General features: G+C 41.7%; 15 protein-coding genes. 11 read left to right on the forward strand and 4 right to left on the reverse strand.

Annotated elements, in window-relative coordinates; translation table 11 throughout:
- Both D6774_02370 and D6774_02375 read right to left on the reverse strand, forming a co-directional pair.
- The coding region (locus D6774_02370; protein ID RME78031.1) for an MGMT family protein at positions 1–187 on the reverse strand (187 nt) is incomplete at its 3' end.
- A 29-nt stretch (positions 188–216) separates the two neighbouring features.
- Positions 217–2,361, reverse strand: coding sequence for a hypothetical protein (locus tag D6774_02375; GenBank protein RME78032.1), 2,145 nt, complete (start codon positions 2,359–2,361; stop codon positions 217–219).
- 95 nt (positions 2,362–2,456) lie between these two features.
- On the opposite strand from D6774_02375, the gene D6774_02380 reads away from it, so the two are divergent.
- The gene (locus D6774_02380) at positions 2,457–3,527 is read left to right on the forward strand and encodes a hypothetical protein (protein ID RME78033.1); all 1,071 of its coding nucleotides are present in this window, start codon (positions 2,457–2,459) and stop codon (positions 3,525–3,527) included.
- A 16-nt stretch (positions 3,528–3,543) separates the two neighbouring features.
- Here the strand turns inward: D6774_02380 and D6774_02385 are convergent, their stop codons facing one another.
- Together D6774_02385 and D6774_02390 are read right to left on the reverse strand one after the other, a co-directional pair.
- Complete coding sequence (locus D6774_02385) at positions 3,544–4,065, reverse strand: hypothetical protein (protein RME78034.1); 522 nt, start codon at positions 4,063–4,065, stop codon at positions 3,544–3,546.
- A gap of 301 nt (positions 4,066–4,366) precedes the next feature.
- Complete coding sequence (locus tag D6774_02390; GenBank protein ID RME78035.1) at positions 4,367–4,969, reverse strand: methyltransferase domain-containing protein; 603 nt, start codon at positions 4,967–4,969, stop codon at positions 4,367–4,369.
- 35 nt (positions 4,970–5,004) lie between these two features.
- Between D6774_02390 and D6774_02395 the strand changes: the two genes are divergently transcribed.
- From D6774_02395 to D6774_02440, 10 genes are all read left to right on the forward strand, one after another.
- Positions 5,005–5,835 carry a DegT/DnrJ/EryC1/StrS aminotransferase family protein gene (locus D6774_02395; protein ID RME78036.1) on the forward strand — a complete coding sequence of 277 codons (831 nt, stop codon included), beginning with the start codon at positions 5,005–5,007 and terminating at the stop codon, positions 5,833–5,835.
- Positions 5,836–6,009: 174 nt separating this feature from the next.
- On the forward strand, positions 6,010–6,453 hold the full coding sequence (locus tag D6774_02400; GenBank protein RME78037.1) for a hypothetical protein: 444 nt from the start codon (positions 6,010–6,012) through the stop codon (positions 6,451–6,453).
- 3 nt (positions 6,454–6,456) lie between these two features.
- Positions 6,457–8,379, forward strand: a complete 1,923-nt coding sequence (locus D6774_02405) for a methionine--tRNA ligase (GenBank protein RME78038.1) — start codon at positions 6,457–6,459, stop codon at positions 8,377–8,379.
- Positions 8,380–8,607: 228 nt separating this feature from the next.
- The gene (locus D6774_02410) at positions 8,608–9,648 is read left to right on the forward strand and encodes a hypothetical protein (protein RME78039.1); all 1,041 of its coding nucleotides are present in this window, start codon (positions 8,608–8,610) and stop codon (positions 9,646–9,648) included.
- A 40-nt stretch (positions 9,649–9,688) separates the two neighbouring features.
- Entirely contained in the window at positions 9,689–11,908 is a 2,220-nt protein-coding gene (locus D6774_02415; GenBank protein ID RME78040.1) for a hypothetical protein, read from the forward strand.
- A 105-nt stretch (positions 11,909–12,013) separates the two neighbouring features.
- A complete protein-coding gene (locus D6774_02420; protein RME78041.1) occupies positions 12,014–15,622 on the forward strand; it encodes a hypothetical protein in 3,609 nt (1,202 codons plus the stop codon).
- Positions 15,615–16,784 (forward strand): hypothetical protein, encoded by a 1,170-nt coding sequence (locus D6774_02425; GenBank protein RME78042.1) that lies wholly within the window; start codon positions 15,615–15,617, stop codon positions 16,782–16,784. The genes D6774_02420 and D6774_02425 overlap by 8 nt, the downstream gene beginning before the upstream one ends.
- Positions 16,759–18,114, forward strand: a complete 1,356-nt coding sequence (locus D6774_02430; GenBank protein ID RME78043.1) for a hypothetical protein — start codon at positions 16,759–16,761, stop codon at positions 18,112–18,114. Before D6774_02425 ends, D6774_02430 begins: the two co-directional genes overlap by 26 nt.
- Positions 18,111–18,923 (forward strand): hypothetical protein, encoded by an 813-nt coding sequence (locus tag D6774_02435; protein RME78044.1) that lies wholly within the window; start codon positions 18,111–18,113, stop codon positions 18,921–18,923. Before D6774_02430 ends, D6774_02435 begins: the two co-directional genes overlap by 4 nt.
- The coding region (locus D6774_02440) for a hypothetical protein (protein RME78045.1) at positions 18,920–19,868 on the forward strand (949 nt) is incomplete at its 3' end. The genes D6774_02435 and D6774_02440, both read left to right, overlap by 4 nt.

Consider the following 19,868-nt stretch of genomic DNA (forward strand, 5'->3'; position numbering starts at 1 on the left):
GCATTGCTGTTCCCACAGCGCGGTATGCTTTTGAATGAAGTGCGTGAGCAATATCTTTGTACGTCGTCACTTTTCCTGCTGGAACTTTTTTGAGAAGTTCATAACATTGCTCAGAAAATGTTTGAGATGAGCGTGATGTTTGTGCATGTTTTGAAGATTGTTTCTTAAGATGTGTTGCTTTGTTCACCGGTATAGGGTAGGAAAATAAGCACGGCACTACTTTCGTAGCGCCGTGGTTGCTGATATGATACCCCCAACAACTATGAGTGTGAGTAGTATGAGTACGGGAAGGTAGAGGTCGCTCTCTTCAAGGGATTGTTTTTTTATTATCTGGGTGGGCTCTGATGGGGGAAGGACTTCAAAAGAAATTTTTTTCGGAGCAAGGTTGTTTTGCACAGCAATAGTGTTATCAGTACTTCCTTGTTCTTTGTTGAAGAGAGTTTCTTGTGCGCCACCATTATTGCTTGTTTCTTGATTTGCTGTTGCGGTGTTTTGAGTCTTTGAGTTTTCGTTACTATCTTCGTTAGTGCTTTGAGAGGTTTCATCAGTTACCTCATCACATTGTATATTAATAGGAACTGTTTTCTGATCTGACTCAACGGAGTGGTCGTGGTACGTTTTAATCAAGATAGGGTAGGTTTTACTTGCAATGTCGGTTGGAATGGTGAATGTTTTTCGGAAAAGAAATTCTCTACATCCTTCATCAGGGTTGTCAATGGCATCACATTCTTCTGATGCGTAGTCTCCCATTTCAAACTTGAGATCTTCTGCTATTCCTAAGTTAAGATTAGAGACAACGAGTCTTACATTTTTGTCTGAGCGAGATCCTATGTTTCGCCCTTCCACTTCAATAGTGAGGTCTTCTCCGCAAGTAAGAGTTGTTGGAGAAACATCATACGCGGTTATCCTGATATCTTCATTAGGGTCTCTTTTCACAACTACTTTTGCTGTAAACGTGGTGGTGTGAATCGCAGAGTTTTCATCCTCGCCTTGCACCGTAACTGTGATGAGGTGTGTTCCTTCTCTTACATGCCAATCAATGCGATCCTCATCCATATCAATGGGAACGGTCTTTTTTTCTTGTGCAGAGAGATCAAAACGATCTGAATCACCTTCAATATCATCACCATCCTCACCTGCTTCTTCAAAAACTACATTGATTTCAATATCTTCAATGGCGTAATCAACGTCATCTGAATCACTAAAATCATTTTCAACATCAACGGTTATTGAGAAGGTATCGCCTGGATTTGCTTCTTTTCCAAATTCTCCTCCGTCTTGTGAAACAGTTGATGCAACGTAATCAAGAAGTTTAAGTTTAATGTTATTTACTTTTAGTTTTGAGACTGCGTTGGAGTAGAGTGTTGCTGTGGTGGTACCTTCATTAGAGCTGATTTGAATGTCTGCAAGTCTTTTTTCTCCAGAATCTTGGTCAAGAGGGATAACTGCTTGAATTGATACGTTTACTGTTTCTCCTTTGAGAATGGCGGTAGGTGTTGCTGAGAGAAGGGTTACTCCTTGTGGAAGGTCAATACTCACTCCTGTAAGGTCGAAATCTCCATTATTGTGTAATTGCAGGGTGTGATTAATGGTCACGTTTCTCTCGCTGCTCGGAAGCACGGTGTTAAGGACTTCAAGTGAAATGGTTGCGTCACGAACCGTGAGTCTAAGCGTTGCTTGTTTTTCAAAACCGTCTGCAATAACCTTAGCAACTCCGGAGTAAATTCCTCGAGAAATGCCTGCAAGTGTTGCATCAAAGGAAACTGTTTTGTTCTCCCCAGGATTTAGAGAGAAATTATCTTCAGAAGGTGTAATGTTAATCTTTTGTTGTCCATTGTTGAGCTCTACGTTATCAATACGTACTTGTTCAAGTGGTTGTGAGCCTGTGTTAATAATGGTGAGTTTTACCTTTTCATGACTTACAACGTTGTTGGTTGTTTTGTGAAGTGCTGCTTCGCCATCTGTTGCTTGAAGAGAAAAGTCCTTGTTTTGAAGGATGTTAAGGGTGAGTGTGAAGAGGGAGGTGGTGTTATCTGCACTTACATTAAGCGTTGCGTTGTATTGGGGTTGAGATGGGTTTTCAATATTAAAAGAAATACTTCCTTGTACTGCACTTCCATTAGGGGCAGGAAAATTGATGGTGGGTGTTACAGTAAAGTTGTCGCCATTTGCCGCAATAAAGGGGCTAAGTGTTACTTGAGAGATGGTGGATTCATTTCCTGTAATGGTGAAGTTAAATGTTGCAATGCTGTTGTGTTGCGAAGAAGTAGTGGTTGGTGTGATGTCGAGTGCAATGACGCTTGGAAGGAGTAGGACTAAGAGGAGTGTTGTGAGGAGTGTTGTGAGTGTTGGTAGTCTCATGAGCAAATCTGTTCTTACAGGATATTTAAAATTATCTATTGTTTCGTGGTAACAAAGTGCACTTTTATATAGAAAGAATATCTACTCTTTTTACTATGACGTCGTCTGCACAAAGTGAGCATCCCTTAGCAGATGATATGCAAACAAGACAAAGTACGACAAAAGAAAGAGTTTCTCTTAAGAAGTGGGATGAACTACGTGCAAAACTTGGACGCGTTCCCCGCGTTGATGAGTGGCGTTGCGATCTCGTTGACACCCCCGATATCCAAGAGCTTAAACAATACAGAGATGAGCATGCACATCATTTTCAAAACAACACTCAACGATGGACTACGGCCGTGGGATTAGGAACGCTTATTGCTTGTCTTTCTTTAGGTGCGAACGGAACTCTTTTCACCACTAAAATTGCTGATAAGGAACTTGTTGATACTTCTTCTTCACAGCTCTCAACACAGTCTTTAGAACCACATGCAGCTAAACCACTCACGAAAGCTGCAAATCAACAAGGAACAACCTCTCAACCTAACTCTCTTGGGGCAGTACTTGACAACTCCACCACACAAACACAGGTTCAAACAGAACTTCTTTCAGATGGGCCTATGAGCGCTGCAACTACTCAAACAGTTTTTGAGGATCATTCAAAACAATGTGCAGTTATTGTTGGAGAAACTCCAAGAACGCTTTTAGATATTTACGAAGAACTACGCGCATGCAAAGCTCCTCACAAACTAAGTAAGACGCAGTTCCTTCACGCACTTTTTGACTTAGGCACTATTCATTATCGTAAGTGGGCGGAGTTAAGTGAAGATGTTGCGACAAGACGCAAAGAAGTCTATGCTACTCATCGCGCTCTTCAAGCATTACTCCAACACAAACTCTCTGTTGGAGAGTGTCTTGTTATCCCTTCTTTGGTGTACGCAGGAATAAATCAAGAACAGTACCCGGATCCCACGTATTGTATACAAGAAGGAACACCTCGTGAGCGTTATGGTTATACTCGCATTCGCCACATCCTCTTTGGCGCTAAGGGTTATCCCTATGGCTTTTGTCCCACGCCTCAAGGAATACCTGTTGAGGGTTGCACCCTTGAACAGTTTATCACAAAAGAAAACCAAGGCCTACTTCTTAAAACGCTTGTTGCAAACACCACAATAGAAGTAAAGTGATAAAAATTAAGGTGTTCTATCGAACACCAAAGTAAAACATCTTCTCAATAGAAACATCATTTGAGGTGAAATTTCCTGAACGAGCATGACCTTGTGTTGCTCGTGGAACTTCCGCCTGTTGAGAAGCAGGCTCTTCTTGTGCAACCGTTTGATCTTGTTGTGGTTGTTGTGCTTGAACTGTTTCTTTTATTACTTGTTGTGCTTTTTGTTCAAGTGGGCGTTGTTTGAGTTTGTTGAGTTGTGATTCTAAGTTGTTGATTACCTGAATCATTTCATTCATTTTTTGTTGCATTGAAGCAATGTCGCGTTGTTGAGTTTGGTTCACGCGTTCAAGTTTTCTTAATGCAACAATCATTGAAGATTCTTCTTCTTGAAGAACAACTGAGCTTTGCAGTCCTTGCTTAATTTGCGTTACGCTTTGTGTGCCGTATATCTGTTTTTCTGCCATGGTGACGGCATCATCCATACTCTGCGCCATACCATGGTGCATGAACTCTTTTGCAAGAGTGGTAACTCTTTGTAACTTTTCAATATCCAATTCGCAACACCTCTTTTTTTTGGGGGGTTAATACGTCCCTTACCAGGTACACTACCTGATATGCCTATTGGGAGTACTAGTATACAGTATCGGTACACTGATTTATAAATATTTCGTATTTAGTAGTGTAAACTACGAGGGAAAAAACGGGAGGAAAAATACTGGAGAACTCCGCTAGGAAAAGAGCCCTAGAGCGCTTTAAAAAAACATCTCCCAAGAAACATCTCAAAAGGAATAAGAAACAGAAGCATAATGAAACAGAGGCATAAGAAAAAAGAGCATAAGAAAAAAAGCATAAGGATTAGAAGCGAATAAAAACAACATCTTTTCCTATATTCCACTCCTCAAAGCCTTGCCCAAGCAAAAACTCACGTACTATCTGCTCGTTCTTAGAACCTTTAAGAACCGATAACACAAATCTCTTACCAACGCGAAGAATGTTCTTCAAACCCTTGCAAACATCAGAAAAGTTCTGTATCGCAGTAAGAGAAAGCACCATATCAAAACAAGAATCACCAAAATCACTAAGACCAGCATGATTGCTAAGATCATCGGGATGGCCAAGCTCTCTAAGAGCGCGACTCAAAATATCTCCTGTGAGCAAATCTTCCGCACTTCCCAAAACAAACACGGTGTGAGACTGTGATGAATATTTTAGACGAGCAATACGCAGCAATTCCTTACTTGGATCAACACCCACTCTTAAAGCACAGTCAAAAAACGTGGTAGAAATACCTGTTCCACAACCAACATCAAGAAGAGACCAGGAAGGCTCAACACAAAGGTCTTTCTTTTCAAGCAGGTTTACAATGCGTTCAAGCTTTTCACGCTGCTCAGCACCATAGAGCTCATCATAACCCCTTGCAATACTATCATAATAGTTCATATATAAACAAAGTGTCATTAATCTTAAAAACCCTTCTTTGATCTTCCTTGCCTATGTCTGAAGACAAAGTACTTCACCTCATCAAAGAGTACACAGGACACGAGCATGCTCACCTTACATCAAGAGGAAACTCCGCAATACTCATAGCACTAGGTGCAATCAAAAAAATAAACCCCAAACCCTACTTACTCATACCCGATCAAGGAGGGTGGATCAGCTTTGAAACCTACCCGCCCATTTTCGGATTCACACTAAAACGAGTCAAAACTACACGAGGAATCATTGACCTCGTTGATCTTAAAGAAAAAGCACAAGGTGGCGCAGCACTTCTTCTCACTAGTTTTGCAGGGTACTTCGCACAACAAGACATGAAATACATCTCCAAAATTTGTCACGAATCCGAATGCTTAGTTATTGAAGACTGTTCAGGAGCTCTTGGTGATGACACTCTTGCAAAAGGAGAATTTGCAGATATCCTTGTAGGATCCTTTGGGAGGTGGAAGGTAATTGATAATGGGTATGGTGGATTTATCTCCTTTGCAACAAAAGAACTCGAAGACGCAGCACAAACTCTCCTCTCTTCAACAAACTTCTACCCTGACTATGATAAGCTCATAAAGAAACTTGAACAAGCACCAAAACTGCTCAAAAAATTTTACGAACAACAAGCACAAGTAAAAGAAGATTTAAAAAAACTTGATCTTTGCGTTATGCATCCTGAACGCAAAGGTCTTAACGTTGTTGTTGCAATTCGCAATCCTGAAGAGAAAGAAAAAGTACTTAAGTACGCAAAAGACAAAGGTATTCAAACAGTTGAATGCCCCAAATACATAAGAGTGGACGAGCCTGCACTATCACTTGAACTCAAACGAGGCAAGCAATGATCAAACATCTCTTGATCGGTGATGTGTGAGATTCACCATTCCTCGCGTCAGAAGAGCTAGAACGTTCACGCAAGAGGTCAGGAGAGGAACCTTTCACACGTGTTACACGAAGGAAGAGACTAACTCAAGAAATTAAAACAATTAAGACATACAACACATAAACGAGGTAGAATCATGGCAGTAAAAGAACTAAAAGAACCGCAAAGCATGGACGAATTAATCTATTTTACGAACAGAACCGTTGATGGAGGATCTATCAAACTCTGGGTCTACAAAATTACTTGCGAAAAATGTGGCAAAGGACTCATGCAAAAGCCACGTGATGAAAAAACGGGACTGCCAAAAATAAGAGCAAAAGAATATGTTTGTAGCGAATGTGCAAACACAGAGGAGAAAAAAGCGCACGAAGAAAAGCTCATTGCTCAAGCAGTATATACTTGTCCATCATGTAAAAAAGAAGGAAGTTGGGAAGGACCATTCAAAAGAAGAACAATTGGAGGGGTTCCCACCATTCGTGTTACCTGTGAGCACTGTGCAGCACACATTGACGTAACTAAAAAGATGAAGCAGAAAAAATCAAAAAAGAAGAACACTGAAGATGTTGATGCAGATTTCTAAACTATGACCTATTACATAACAACCGCAATAGATTACCCCAACGGCAAGCCTCATTTAGGTCACGCATATGAAAAAATCCTTGCGGACTGCATTGCGCGATTTCACAAAATCTTTGGCGAAGATGTCTTCTTCCAAGTAGGACTTGACGAACACGGACAAAAAATACAAGAAAAAGCACAAGCAGAAAACAAAACTCCTCAGGAATTTGTTGATGAAATGGCGCAAGTGTTCACATCATTTTACAAAGCGCTTGCCATTGAGTATGACTTTCTTGTACGCACGTCAAGCAAAGAACACAAAAAACAAGTACAAGAAATCTTCGCAAAAGTAGAAGCAAAAGGGGACATTTACCTAGGAGAATACGAAGGAAATTATTGTGTTCCTTGCGAATCCTTTTGGACTGATTTACAACTCGTTGAAGGAAACTGTCCTTCTTGTAGCAGACCTACTCGAAAAGTCAAAGAGCCGTCCTACTTCTTTAAAATGGGAAAATATGTTGATGATGTTCTTGAACACATTGAAAAAAACAAGTACATCCTTCCAGAATCACGAAAACAAGAAATCATTAATCGAATTAAGGAAGGTGTTCACGATCTCTCCGTTTCACGCTCAACATTTGAGTGGGGAATTCCCCTTCCAAATGATCCCACGCATGTCTTATACGTCTGGTTTGATGCTCTCCTTAACTACTACACAGGTCCAAGAATACAAGGAAAAAACATTTGGCCAGCAGATTGCCACGTTATCGGCAAAGACATTCAATGGTTCCACACTATGATCTGGCTTGCAATTCTTAGAGCAGCAGATCTGCCTTTTCCAAAACATGTACTCATACATGGATTTATCAACGACAAAAATGGTATGAAAATGTCTAAGTCGTTAGGTAATGTTGTTGATCCTCTTGACATGGTGGATAAATACGGTCTTGACGCGTTTAGATATTACTTGCTGCGTTCATTCCCTCTTGATTCTGATGCACGTTTTAACGAAGAAGAACTCGTTGATCGTTACAACAACGAACTTGGAAACGATTATGGAAATCTTCTTCTTCGCATTATCAAGCTTTCCAAGAAATTTACTAATTCAACCTTAACGAAAGCCTATGATTCTCCCTTTAACCTCTCAAAACTTGATGAGATTAAAGCACTTATTGAGCAATACCAAGTTAATAGAGCAATTGATAAGATCTGGTCATTGCTCAATGATGCGAATAAATACATGAATGAAAAAGAACCTTGGAAAAATGAAGAAGAACGAGAAGCAGTTCTCTACTCTTGCGCAGAACTAACGCGAATAGTAAGCATTCTTTTACAACCTGTCCTACCTCATGCAAGCAAACAAGCACTTGCACTTCTTGGAACACAAGAAACTTCGCTTGAATGGGGAAAAGGTACCTTTACCTTTGATAAGGAAACAGTTCTCTTCCCAAGAATTGACTATGAAGCTCCTCCTGAGTTTCCCTTTGACTTGCGAGTTGGTAGAATCATTGAAGTACAAGATCACCCTGAGGCAGATAAGCTCTATGTCCTCAAAGTTGATGTGGGATCTGAAGTTCGGCAAATCGTTGCAGGAATCAAAGCATATTATTCACCCGAAGAACTCAAAGATCTCAAAGTGATCGTGCTTTGCAATCTTAAAAAAGCAAAACTAAGAGGAATTGAATCTCAAGGTATGCTCCTTGCAGCAGATAACGCAAAAGAAGGCGATGAAGAAGTAGTTGGACTTATGACAACACTTGCAGAGGTGGGAACACAAGTAGCACCGCAAGGGGCAGTGATTTCCACAAAACAAATTGATTATAAAGAATTCTCAAAACATGAATTACTTACAGGAAAAGAAACCATGCTTGTTGATGGTGTTGCTGTAAGTGCGGGTAAACATCATGTTGTAGCTCAAAGGTTGGGCCCTGGAAACAAGATTTGTTAAGATCCTTTTTTTGTCTCTTGCTGCATTACCTTCTACTAAAAGAGAGCAGTACTGAGAGCATTACTGAGAGCAGTACTTTGTGAAGGGATTCCAGTTACATAACGGGTAGTGTAACAGTTACCACTTCAAAGTACGCCCGGGAAGTTTATAAATGAATGGTGTGTTTTCGTCCCTATTGCATAGCTGAACATAGTGGTACCTCTAAAAAACAACCAAAAACAAAAAACTATGGCAGCTAGGCAACAACGTTCTCAAACCAAACACGCAAGAGATGCAAAAATCAAAAAAACAACTTCTCGCACCTCTTCTACAAGCAAAAAAACCGCCACTGCCACTAAGAAGCAAACCACAAAGCACGCCAAGGGCAACACAAAACAACCCATGGTACAAAAGCAGGGAAAACAAAAACCCACACCCTCTCCGAAATCTACCAAAGCAAACCCTGCCAAAAAAACACGCTTTGCGAAAACAAAGCACAATGCACACAACACGCAACGCCGCAACACCCATCATCGTAACACCCATCACCTCCCCTACTACATCCCAACAGGAATCAAACTCCTCACAGGATACACCCTCTTTCTAGGAGCGCTCTACCTCATCGCATTCCTCTCAGGACTCACAACCCCTGCAACAATCATCCTAGGAACACTCATACAAGGAACACCTGCGCTTATCATCAACATCGTTATTATCTCAACACTTGCACTGCTCATCTACGGATTCCTCAAGCGAAAAAAATGGTGTTTTGATCTTGCACTTGCATGGTTTAGCCTCTCACTGTTCAATGCACTTATCTCACTTCTTATCTTTCCCACCTTCACCTACCCTACGTTCGGAAAACTACTCACACTCGCATTCACCACCAGCATCGCAGTAAACACACTTATCATTTGGTACATCATCCATGAAAAAAAATACTTCTATGCAAAAACCTTCCGCGAATCACCCTGGCAACACAGGGATAAAATCTTCGTCTACACCATCATCACCTTCTGGATAATCGCAGCACTCATCTCCTTCACCTTCCTTGCACATTTCATACAAGACACTAAAGGAAACGTGGATACTGCAATAACAGAACTCTACGATTCAACACCAACACAAAAAATCATCATCTGCGAAAACAAAAAAGACACGGCAAGAGATCTCTGCTTCGTCGTCGCAGCAGCACAAGAAGACCCAAAAAACTACGCAACCATCACGCAATACTGCTCACGCATCAAAAGCGACCTCTTCGCATTCACCTGCCGACAAACAATGAGGTAACAACAAACTAAAACAACAGTACAAAGTAAAACCTACTCAAATGAAGAATCCGCACGCAAACAAAAAAGGACAAATCACTATCTTCATCATAGTAGGCATCATACTCCTCTTCTCTTCAGCACTCATCTTCTACATCAGAGGTCAAAGCGTGGAAGGAATCCCCCCAGGATTCATCGATGAAGTAACCCAAGTACCAAACGAAGCACGACCCATACAAGTCTTCGTAGAACAATGCATACAACAAACCGCAAAAGAAGGCATTAAACAAATAGGACTACACGGAGGATACGTCGATGTCTCCGATCCTCAATACACAGGAGGAAGAGTATTCAAACGAGGATTCACCCCCACAGATTCGGACGTTGTCGTATTTACAGGATACCCCTTTGATAATGCACCTCGAGAACGAGACATTCCCTACTGGTGGCACATGGATTCACCAAATGATTGCAGACAAGACTGCACCTTCTCAGACGCAGGGCAACCAGGCCTTACCAAACAAGACGCAGGAGAAAACAGCATAGAAGCACAGCTTGAAACCTACATTGAAAACAACATTGACAACTGCTACGAAGACTTTGCAGACCTTGAAGACATCGGCTTCACCCTCGTAAGCAAAGCACAGCCACAAGCAACAGTAATCGTCACCTCTCAAGACATAGCAGTACGCCTTGATCAAGAACTCACCTTCAAAAAAGAGCAGGAAATCACGCTTGACAAATTCACCTCCCGCATTGATGTGCGCCTTAAAGAAATCTATGACTTGGCAGATGCAATAGCAGTAGCGCAGAAAAACTCTCGATTCTTAGAACTTGCTGCAATGGATCTTATCACTATTAACACAGAATATGCCCCAAACATAACGGGAAAAAAACTACCTCCAATAGGCGAAATCACTTTTGATCAAGGACAATACGCAGTTTGGACCACTCAGGATGTACAAAAGAAGATTGAGCAAAACGTCCTTCCATTTATCAACAGACTACGAGTGGACCGAGCTGCAAATTACTTCCAATACAATATTTTAAGTCAAGATCTCATAGATCAAGATCAGATGCAACTTGTTGCAGACAAATACACAGTATCGCTTATTAACGTGGATAACGATACCATCTTCCCCCATGTTGCTGTTGATTTTACGTATCTGGACTGGTGGCCAATTTTTGTAGATCTTAACGGAGATGCAATAATCAAACCTGATAAAATAGTATTTCCCATCCTTCCTTTCATCGCCTACATCCAATATCAAACGTTTTATGATGTATCCTTTCCTGTACTCGTTCATCTCAGAGATGACTCTGCACTCAAAGGAGAAGGATTTGACTTCTACTATTTTCTCGAAGGAAACATACGAAACAACAAACCGTACTTACAAGGAAACGTTAGCATACCCTCAGCAAGAGAAGTACCTCAACTTGTATGCAGACCACAAAACTATAATGCAGGCCCTCTAAACCTCACCATTAAAAATGCACTAACCCAGGAAACAATTCCCGGTGCTTTTGTTAGTTTTAATTTTGGAACGGATAGTTGCTACTTAGGAACAACCAACGAGCGTGGAGAACTTATCACTCAACTTCCAGCAGGCATCGGAACACTTACCGTTTTTCGTGAAGGATATCTTCAAATTCAAAAACCATACTTCGCAGCAATCCAAAAGGCGGATAATCTCACCTTAGAACTCATGCCAGAATTCGAGCTCAACGCCCAAGTACAAGTACTAGGACTCAACTACGCAGGAGATGGTAAATACTCCCCAGGAGACTTCGGACCCATCGGCGTTAAAGATACCGCAGGAATAGTTCTTACGCGCATTGATAATGACACCTATGGAGAATACACTGCGTTTGTTAGTATTACTAATGAGACCCGCATAACTGGTCAAGACCTCTTTCGTATTGTTCCTGGAACATACGAAGTTGAAGGCGTCTTGCTATACCAAGATACTCACACCGTCAAAGGAGGTGAACTCGGCAAAAGGCGAAAAAAAGCAGTAATTGAAGATATTACTCTTGAAAGCATCTATCACGGAGGCGTAACGTTCAACAATGAAACAGGGTACATTACCTTCAAACCAGAAGACTTACTCCAAGCAAAAAGCATCGTCTTTAAGATGCTAAGCTACCCTCTTCCACAAGTAGTTACCAACGACCTTAATGGACTCCCTCAAGGAGGATTACCTGACATCGCAGGAGTAACCAACGTAACAGGAGCAACCAAAGCCTACAAAGACAGAATTCAACCTGAAATCATCACATAAAACTATAAAATGTGCAATGAAGATTAATGAGAATCAACCAAATCAATTGCAATCAAATAATCAAAAATGAATCAGAGGACACATAAACAGATTTGCGGACTGAGTATGATTTACTTAATTTTACTGTTTCCCCTAGCAATAGCGCAAATCCACGCAGCATCGATAACCTCTGTTGAAGTTACAGGATCTGCGGGAACTCCGGGAATACGTGCTGCAAACGATTATGTAAGTATTGACGTTGAACATGATGGTTCTTCAAGTGCAAAGGTGACCATCGCAGAGATTCCCTCAGTAACCTTTACTTGCTCACAAGGCGTGTGCAGTGCGACATTCAAGCCATCCTCCGACGTGAGTAACCCCTACACATTTACCGTTCAACTTAACGAAGGCGCATCCGTTGAAGACACTGAACAAGTATCCCTACTTACAGATTACAACCCTCCGACGATTCTTGCATCATTCGAACAACAAAATGCAAACAACCTACTTGCAACAATATCTGCAAAAGACACGTTGTGTGACGGTTTTAGTTGCCAAGGGCAATGTTCAGGATTCAAAAGCATAGACATACTCTTTGACGGACAGCTTGCAAAAAATGTCAGTGGAGCGCAAAAAACCTGTGTATTCGCAGAACAAACCGTTACTGTTCCATTAACATTCACAGGATCAAAAGACGTTAACGTCTGTGCAAGAGCAGTAGATCAAGCAGGAAATGCACAGATGCACTGTGAGGTACTTAAAATAGATCGCTTAGCACCAAAAGTGCGCAAAGCACAACTTGCAATACAAGAACAATTACTCGATCACGTGAACAGTCTGCCTAAAAAAGGACTTACCCTTGCCCTTTTCATTCAAGAAGAATCTCTTGAAGGCGGAAGTATATTCGTGGATGCATCAAGCCTTGTTCAGATTGCATCGCTTAAACCATCGCTTCAAAACATTCCTATCAACACACAGAATTGCAGATCCGCCGCAAACGAATTTATTTGCTTTTCAGACCCCATAATCTTTGCACCGGATCTTTCTCAAACAACATTCCCCATAAGTGTTCATTTAGTGGATGCTGTAGGAAATAACATCACTCAAACAACAACTCTTGCAACACAAATTGACAACACACCTCCAAGCCTAGCCTCCATACGCATAGGGAGAGTAATTGATGGAAAACATTGGGTTAGAGATTCAGGTTTTGAGATCTCGCTTACTCTTAATGATGCAGGTGCAGGATTTGATCAACAACAAGTATTTGGACGAATAACACCTATCGCCATTCAAGATGCAGATTCAGGTGGAGGAGGTGCTTCAAGTGGTGGTAGCACAGCGCAAATCAGTGGAGGGACAACCATAACTCCGGGAGGGAGTAGGGTGAGCAATCCTTCCGTGAGCAACACCCTTTTCAACATTCCCTGCACTCAACAAGGAGCATCCTGGCAGTGTTCACGAAAAATGAGCGAGGTTCAACTAGGAGGTGAAGAAGGATCTGCATTTCAATTCGCCTTAGAAGAAACCTATGATGACGCCCAAAACCCTCTCGTAGCACCTCCACAAGTATTTTATCTTGACAACAAAGCGCCAACACTTCTTTTAGAATTCCCAACAGCGACAACTAATTTTGGAACAGGACTTGTCAGTGAATCAACCCTCATCGCAGAAGAAGGGGAGCTTAATTATTATGCGCTCTTTGAAGATGTAAATGAAATCACTGCACAACTAGACCTTACTGATGTTGTGGAAAATGGAGGAATCAGGCAAGGAAGTTGCTCTGAGCTTCCCCCATTTAACCCAGAATCGTCAAGCGCAGTTGAAGCAATTATACAACACGTTCTTCCCGACGGTTACTACTCAGATAAAACAGATGAAGAGATGAAAAAAATACTTGAAGAAAACTATGATCTCCTCTACACATTAGATTTTCCCGCACTCTCTGTTGAAAAAGGAAGAACACTTTGGCTTTGCACGTGGCCAAAGGCGGGAATCATTGCAAAAGATGCTTCTACGGTAAAGCTTTCTTACGAAGACGCATTAGGCAACAAAGGCGAAGAAACAGATTCCGCTCTTAACACGCTCTCAAGAATTGAAGGAAAAGGGCCTTACTGGAAAATAACCCAGGAAAGCTTCGCGCCAACGGTTGGCTTAGACAGATTTACGTGGAACCAACTAGGTGTATTCTCCTATCACAAAATAGCATTCAAACCTCTTGGCGATGCAAAAATGGCAGCAATGATTCTAGATCCGCAAAACTGCCAAGGAGAAGACCTTAGCTTTGTGAATGCCAACGTTGAAGAGAACCGTTTTGCAATTGATGTAATGGATTTTTCAGGAACTCAACACTTTGGAAAAGAATCCTTTGAAGAGGTTATAGAAATTCATTACGATCCCAACAAAGTTCCACCCATCACCCAAAACAAGCTAACATTTAACTGCTCAGCACAGATTATCAGTCTTGTTGGAGAATCAACACTCTCAGAACTCGAACAAGTAAATTTTACTCTCACCATTCCTGTCATCAACAACGCGTTTGGAGATCCACTTCCAGAAGTAGCAGCACGAGTAGATGCGTACATGGAAGAGTCTCGCGCTAAAAGAGAATGGATTACCAAACTTAACCGCGTTTTCAAAGTGCTCAAAACAGTTTGCGGAACAATAGGAATCATCAACACTGCCACAGGAGTAATCCAATCTCTTGCAGACGTTCTTAAAGGCTTGCAAATCGGAAAAGCTGCAAGTGTGGAAGAATTCGCAACACGCATGAACTTTCTTAACAGCGCATGGTTCGGATCATTTTACACAGGGTTTTGTAGCACGTTTCTTGGTTGTAGATTAGCAGGAAAACCCGCACCAGATGATCAACAAGCAGCAATTCGCGAAGACGCAGCAACAAATCAAGCAAAACCACCAACAAGTGCAATAAAGGAATTAGGCCTTGCAAAAGAATGTCAAAACAAAGCAAAAGAAGGAGGCGGTGAGTTTAAGAAAATCCTCTGCTTTATGCAACTTCCAGCAACGTATATGCGAACATTTTACTCATACACATTAGGACTTCAATTCATAGCACAAGACAAGGAAGGAAATGCACGATTTAGTACAGATCCAAATGAAGATAAAAGGGTGTTCAAAGGTTCACAACAATCAAGAACAGAAGCTACGATTAAAGCATTTGATGCAGGGTTTGATCCTCAACAAAGCATGGTCGCATCATTTCTCACTCTTTGCGTTCCAGGCATAATCTCAAATTTTGACAAGCTACGACAAATAGAATGCGGCAGAATTGTTTGTTATCAAAGAGAGCTAGCAACAGGAGCAACAGTTGCTCAATGTGAATCCCAACATAGCTTTGAACAATGTTTATTCATCAAAGGAATGGCCTTGAATTCAATTCCTCTCTTTCAATTTATGAACCAACTCTCACAAGCACTGCAACAAGCACTTCAAGATGGATACCAATACTTTATCACAATGGGTTTTGATTCGGTATGTCTTGTTTGCAAATATAATCAAAAACTCGCACCTGGAGGAATGTGCACCACGTGTCACGCAGTAAAGTTTCTCTCACTCATAGGAGTTCTTGTAGAAGACATCAAAGGAGTTCCAGATAGTTTCAAAGCAGCAACAGCAGACAATCTATGTGATCAGGTGCAGTGGAAAACTAAAGAGGATGCAGAAGAACTTGGAGGACAAGACGTAGCAGGACTAGGAGGTGCGAGCAATGTTTGAATCTTCCAAATCTCAAACAGCATCGCCACAAACACCAATAGCTCAACAACAGTCTTCCGAGCAATCATACTCTCAACAGTACTACTCACCTTACCAACTTCAACCGCAAGTTCAAAAACCGCTCTCAGCAGAATTCCCTCCTCCTAAGAAAAACCCTCTCTTTTTCATTGCACTGTTTGTTCTTGCGATTGCAATACTTGTTCCTCTGTCAATCTTGCTATTTAGAGGGGGGCATTCAGAGTTTGAACATACCGTAGAGCAAGAACTTCACCTTAACTCTCAAGATGCAAAAACAGTCTCAGAAATTATCCGTAAAAAGTCAGAACAGTATTCCACAGTAGCGGACCCTCAAAAAGTAAAAGAGCTTGTTGTAGCGGACACTCTTGATTTTGATGAGAAACTTGCACGACAAACAACACTTGATCCCCAAGTTGTAAAAGAACAAACAAAACCCGCAAGTCCTATCGTCTTCTTTCCACCATTAGGACCGGGGATTCCACAGGAGGGGGTTCGTATAGTATCCGGACAAGAAGCGTCATTTGTCTTAGACTACTCAGAATTCTCCGATGAGAGTGGACAGATAAACCTCTCCCAAGATGTTATCCTCTACGGTCCTGATGGAAACATCATTCCCGAAGGGAGTTTTAAGAACTTCTTCAAATTAGAGTATAATGCAAGCACAGCAGCATTTGTTCCCATAGTGAACAAGGTGAACATACCCTCGCGTTACCCTGAAGGAACCTATGTGTTTGAAATCATAGTGCGCACAGCACAAGGAGATGAAAAAGTCATCAGAAGCGCTTTTGACGTTGTTCATGAACTTGCAATCACATCAATCAATATACCCGAACAAGTAAATGTGGGTGAGGACTTAGAAGTACAGTTTAAAGTAAACGGAGTTAAACCTAAATATGAGCAAAGTCAGTATCACTACCGATTAAGAGAAGATCTCATCATTCTTCAAGGAGAAAACACCGTCTATGAAAAAACGGGAATTGTAACCCTTGATGAATCCTACGACGAGGAAAAAGATGGTTTCGTCTTCACGAACAACATTTCAACACAAGGAACTAAACCTGGCGAGTATACCCTAAAAATACTCGTCACAAATGAATTCACACAGGAGGTGACAAGTTATGAAACAACATTTACTCTTAACTAGTCTTGTCATCATCCTCTCCTTTCAATTAGTGGCAGGATTTGAAGCACAAGGAACTGCTCAACCCATAATTGAGCCAATATCCTGGGAACAAGTTCCCCTTCACATAGACTCCATAGAACCACTCCCTCCCGAAGAATTATACGAGCTCTACGCACAAGAACAAGGAATTGACGCCCAAGCAAACCCCCTTCCTCTTGAAGCTACGTATCAAGCAAAACTTACTCGCGAAGAAGTTGAACGACTACGTTCACTTGGTGAAGACATCGCGCCATTAGTACAACTCTACGAAGAGGAGTTTGCAGCTCAAGAAGAGCAACAAAAACTTGCTGAAATTGATCGCGAAACTCAATTTCTTGAAGAAGAACTCGCTGCACAAAAAGAAGCAACGCAACTCTTTGCGCAATCACCAGTAATTGTTCAAGAAGAGGAACTTCCTCCAGAAGTTCAAGAAGCAATCAATCGCGAATTTGAACTTCTTCAAGTTGAAACCAACGATGAGCTTGAAAAAGACAGACTCATCATGCAAATTGCAAGAGACCAAGGACTAAGCTTTGAAGAAGCAAGAAACCTCTACAACGTGTATGAATACGTAGCAGTTGAAGACGTGCCTCTATCAAAAGAAAGCAAGTACTTTGAAACCCAAGCAGGCCTCTCCCAAAGAGAAAGCAAAGAACTTGTACGAGCCTTGCAACATGAACGAAATTACATTGAACGCATAGAGCGCATTTCTCAACAAACCGGGCTTGACTTTGAAACGGCAAAAGCACTCAACGACCAATTTGAACTCATTGCAAGTGAAGATTTCACTTATCAAGATCCTAACGTACAAGAATTGCAATTAGTTTTAGGGGTTGATGAGCAAAAAGCAAAGGCACTTCTTGCTGCAACAAAACAAAGTGAATTAAACAAACAAGACCCTGTAGAACAACTCGCACAAGCAGCACAAGTGGATAGATCAACAGCACAACAGCTCTACAACGAATTCGAGTATCTTCGCACAGAAGACGTAGACCTACGCGATGAGCGTGCAGAATACTTACAAGTGCAAATCGGCCTTCCCTTAGGCGAAGCACAAAAACTCGTAAAAGTCCTTGATAGTGCAGAACAACCATTGCGAGAAGAACTTCTTGCACAAGAAGCAGGGATAACCGTAGCACAAGCACGAGAATTACTTGATACGTTTGATTACTTGCAAAGCGAAGACATTCAAAGCACAGACGACCAGGCAAAAATACTAAGCACAAAAGTAGAAGGATATAGTCCGCTTACAACAGCGTATCCAAGGAGCAGCGCAGCTCTAACTCCAGGAGGATTTTGCCCCGTATCATGAAAAAAATAATTATCTCAGGAATTGCCTTAGTAGTTTTTGTAGTTGTAGCTCTTGCATTGTTCTTCTCACCATCTCAAACAATTCCCCAAGAACCCTTATCAATTCCCGTAGTGTGGTTTTACCAGCAAGGAGAAGTATCTGCAGGAGGATACCTTCTTGGTGAAACTATACAAGCACATGCAATCATAGAAAACTACGCACTACAAAAAGACAAAGCACAAGTAAGCATAACCCTGCGTATTACCACTCCTCAAGGGGAGGAAGTTCCTGACACTCTTAAAACGATCCAACTTACAAACGCAGATGGAAACCCCCAAGAATTCTTTTACACCCTTAACTCATTAGTTTTACAACCAGGAGCATATCTTTTAAACATCACCGCAACTGATAAACTCCTTAACGAAACAACTTCAAAAGCAGTTCCTCTCTTCATAGACGAGCCAAACCAACTCACCCTCATAGGTCCCTTCGCAGGGCGATTTAATGAGGAAATAACGCAATTCAACCAACTCCCACTTAGCTACAAAGCAGGAGACCTTATTGACTTCTACTATGAAGTGAGGGGGATGGGCGATCCGCTCAATCCACATGTACGCGTCACACTCCTTGTGGTAAATGAAACAGGAGATATCGTAGATATCACGCCCCTTGCAGTATTTAATGAGAGCTATGCAGAACCCGTAACCACGCTACAACAAACGATCACCTATAACACGTCAGTTCTCACCCCAGGAACTTATTACTTCCACTTCACAGCACAAGACGAAGCACAACAAGACAGAAAAACAGTGAAGGTGGTGCTCCAATGAGACGCACACTCTTCTTGATCCTGATGCTGATTCTTGCAAGCTCAGCGTTTGCGCAAGCAGCGCCGGTTTGTTCACCCGTCGAATTCAGGGCTCTTAACACTGCGGGCTTTGTGAGTTTAAACGATTTCTCCAAAGTTGATATTAAATCTGATGGTTCGGTTATCACTCCTGCAGGTGAGCGTATCACAACAAGACCTGGTGGAGGTTATATTATCACAGATAGTGATGGTAACTCACGAGAGGTGGAGATACTGACCTCTGATGAGAGAGCAGAGTCAGGATTTACCATAACTGAAATCAAAAAGGATGGGACTACTATCACTAGGCAATATGAATCAGATGTTTTTGTTGGTTCTACTCAGACTAAAACATCCAGTGTTCGTTCAACAGTGGTATTACGCGATTCACAAAATAACATAATCTATGAGGCGTCAAATCTCAGAACTGAGTTCTACAAGGAATCCCAAGTATCTCAGAATGGAAGGACTATTTCGAACTTTGATCCCGGCGAAAAGTCAATAACCCTGTCTCCTACAGACCACCAATTAATGATAGGCGGGCAAATATACTCTGAAAGTGAAACCCTGCCACTAGGACGCATCTTCAGGGCACAAGATGGATCAAGAATATCTATTGACGATACTGGACGTCTCGTTTTCGCATATGGTCTTCAAGAAACCCAAGCAACAGCTCTACGTGCTGAGTTTGCTCGACAACTTCTAAAAGGGAGCATAGAATCAGGAATTGAACAAGAAGCCATAACGGTTGCTCGAAATAGAGGTACTGCGCGAGTCACCGTTGATGATTTGAAAGAAGCGCAAAGACGCGCACAACAAGAAATTCTAACCCTTGCGAAAACTCCTAAGGGGTCTAGATCTGAATTCCTTCGTAAGAAAGCAGAACTTGCAGGGCTCTACATCGTGGATAGTTCAGGACAGCTTGCAA

This window comes from Candidatus Woesearchaeota archaeon (assembly GCA_003695435.1).
Classification (GTDB): domain Archaea; phylum Nanobdellota; class Nanobdellia; order Woesearchaeales; family UBA11576; genus J101.

Coding starts and splice junctions, on each gene's coding strand:
- D6774_02375 (RME78032.1), bottom strand. CDS start 2,361: ATGAGACTACCAACACTCACAACACTCCTCACAACACTCCTCTTAGTC.
- D6774_02380 (RME78033.1), top strand. CDS start 2,457: ATGACGTCGTCTGCACAAAGTGAGCATCCCTTAGCAGATGATATGCAA.
- D6774_02390 (RME78035.1), bottom strand. CDS start 4,969: ATGACACTTTGTTTATATATGAACTATTATGATAGTATTGCAAGGGGT.
- D6774_02395 (RME78036.1), top strand. CDS start 5,005: ATGTCTGAAGACAAAGTACTTCACCTCATCAAAGAGTACACAGGACAC.
- D6774_02400 (RME78037.1), top strand. CDS start 6,010: ATGGCAGTAAAAGAACTAAAAGAACCGCAAAGCATGGACGAATTAATC.
- D6774_02405 (RME78038.1), top strand. CDS start 6,457: ATGACCTATTACATAACAACCGCAATAGATTACCCCAACGGCAAGCCT.
- D6774_02410 (RME78039.1), top strand. CDS start 8,608: ATGGCAGCTAGGCAACAACGTTCTCAAACCAAACACGCAAGAGATGCA.
- D6774_02415 (RME78040.1), top strand. CDS start 9,689: ATGAAGAATCCGCACGCAAACAAAAAAGGACAAATCACTATCTTCATC.
- D6774_02420 (RME78041.1), top strand. CDS start 12,014: ATGATTTACTTAATTTTACTGTTTCCCCTAGCAATAGCGCAAATCCAC.
- D6774_02425 (RME78042.1), top strand. CDS start 15,615: ATGTTTGAATCTTCCAAATCTCAAACAGCATCGCCACAAACACCAATA.
- D6774_02430 (RME78043.1), top strand. CDS start 16,759: ATGAAACAACATTTACTCTTAACTAGTCTTGTCATCATCCTCTCCTTT.
- D6774_02435 (RME78044.1), top strand. CDS start 18,111: ATGAAAAAAATAATTATCTCAGGAATTGCCTTAGTAGTTTTTGTAGTT.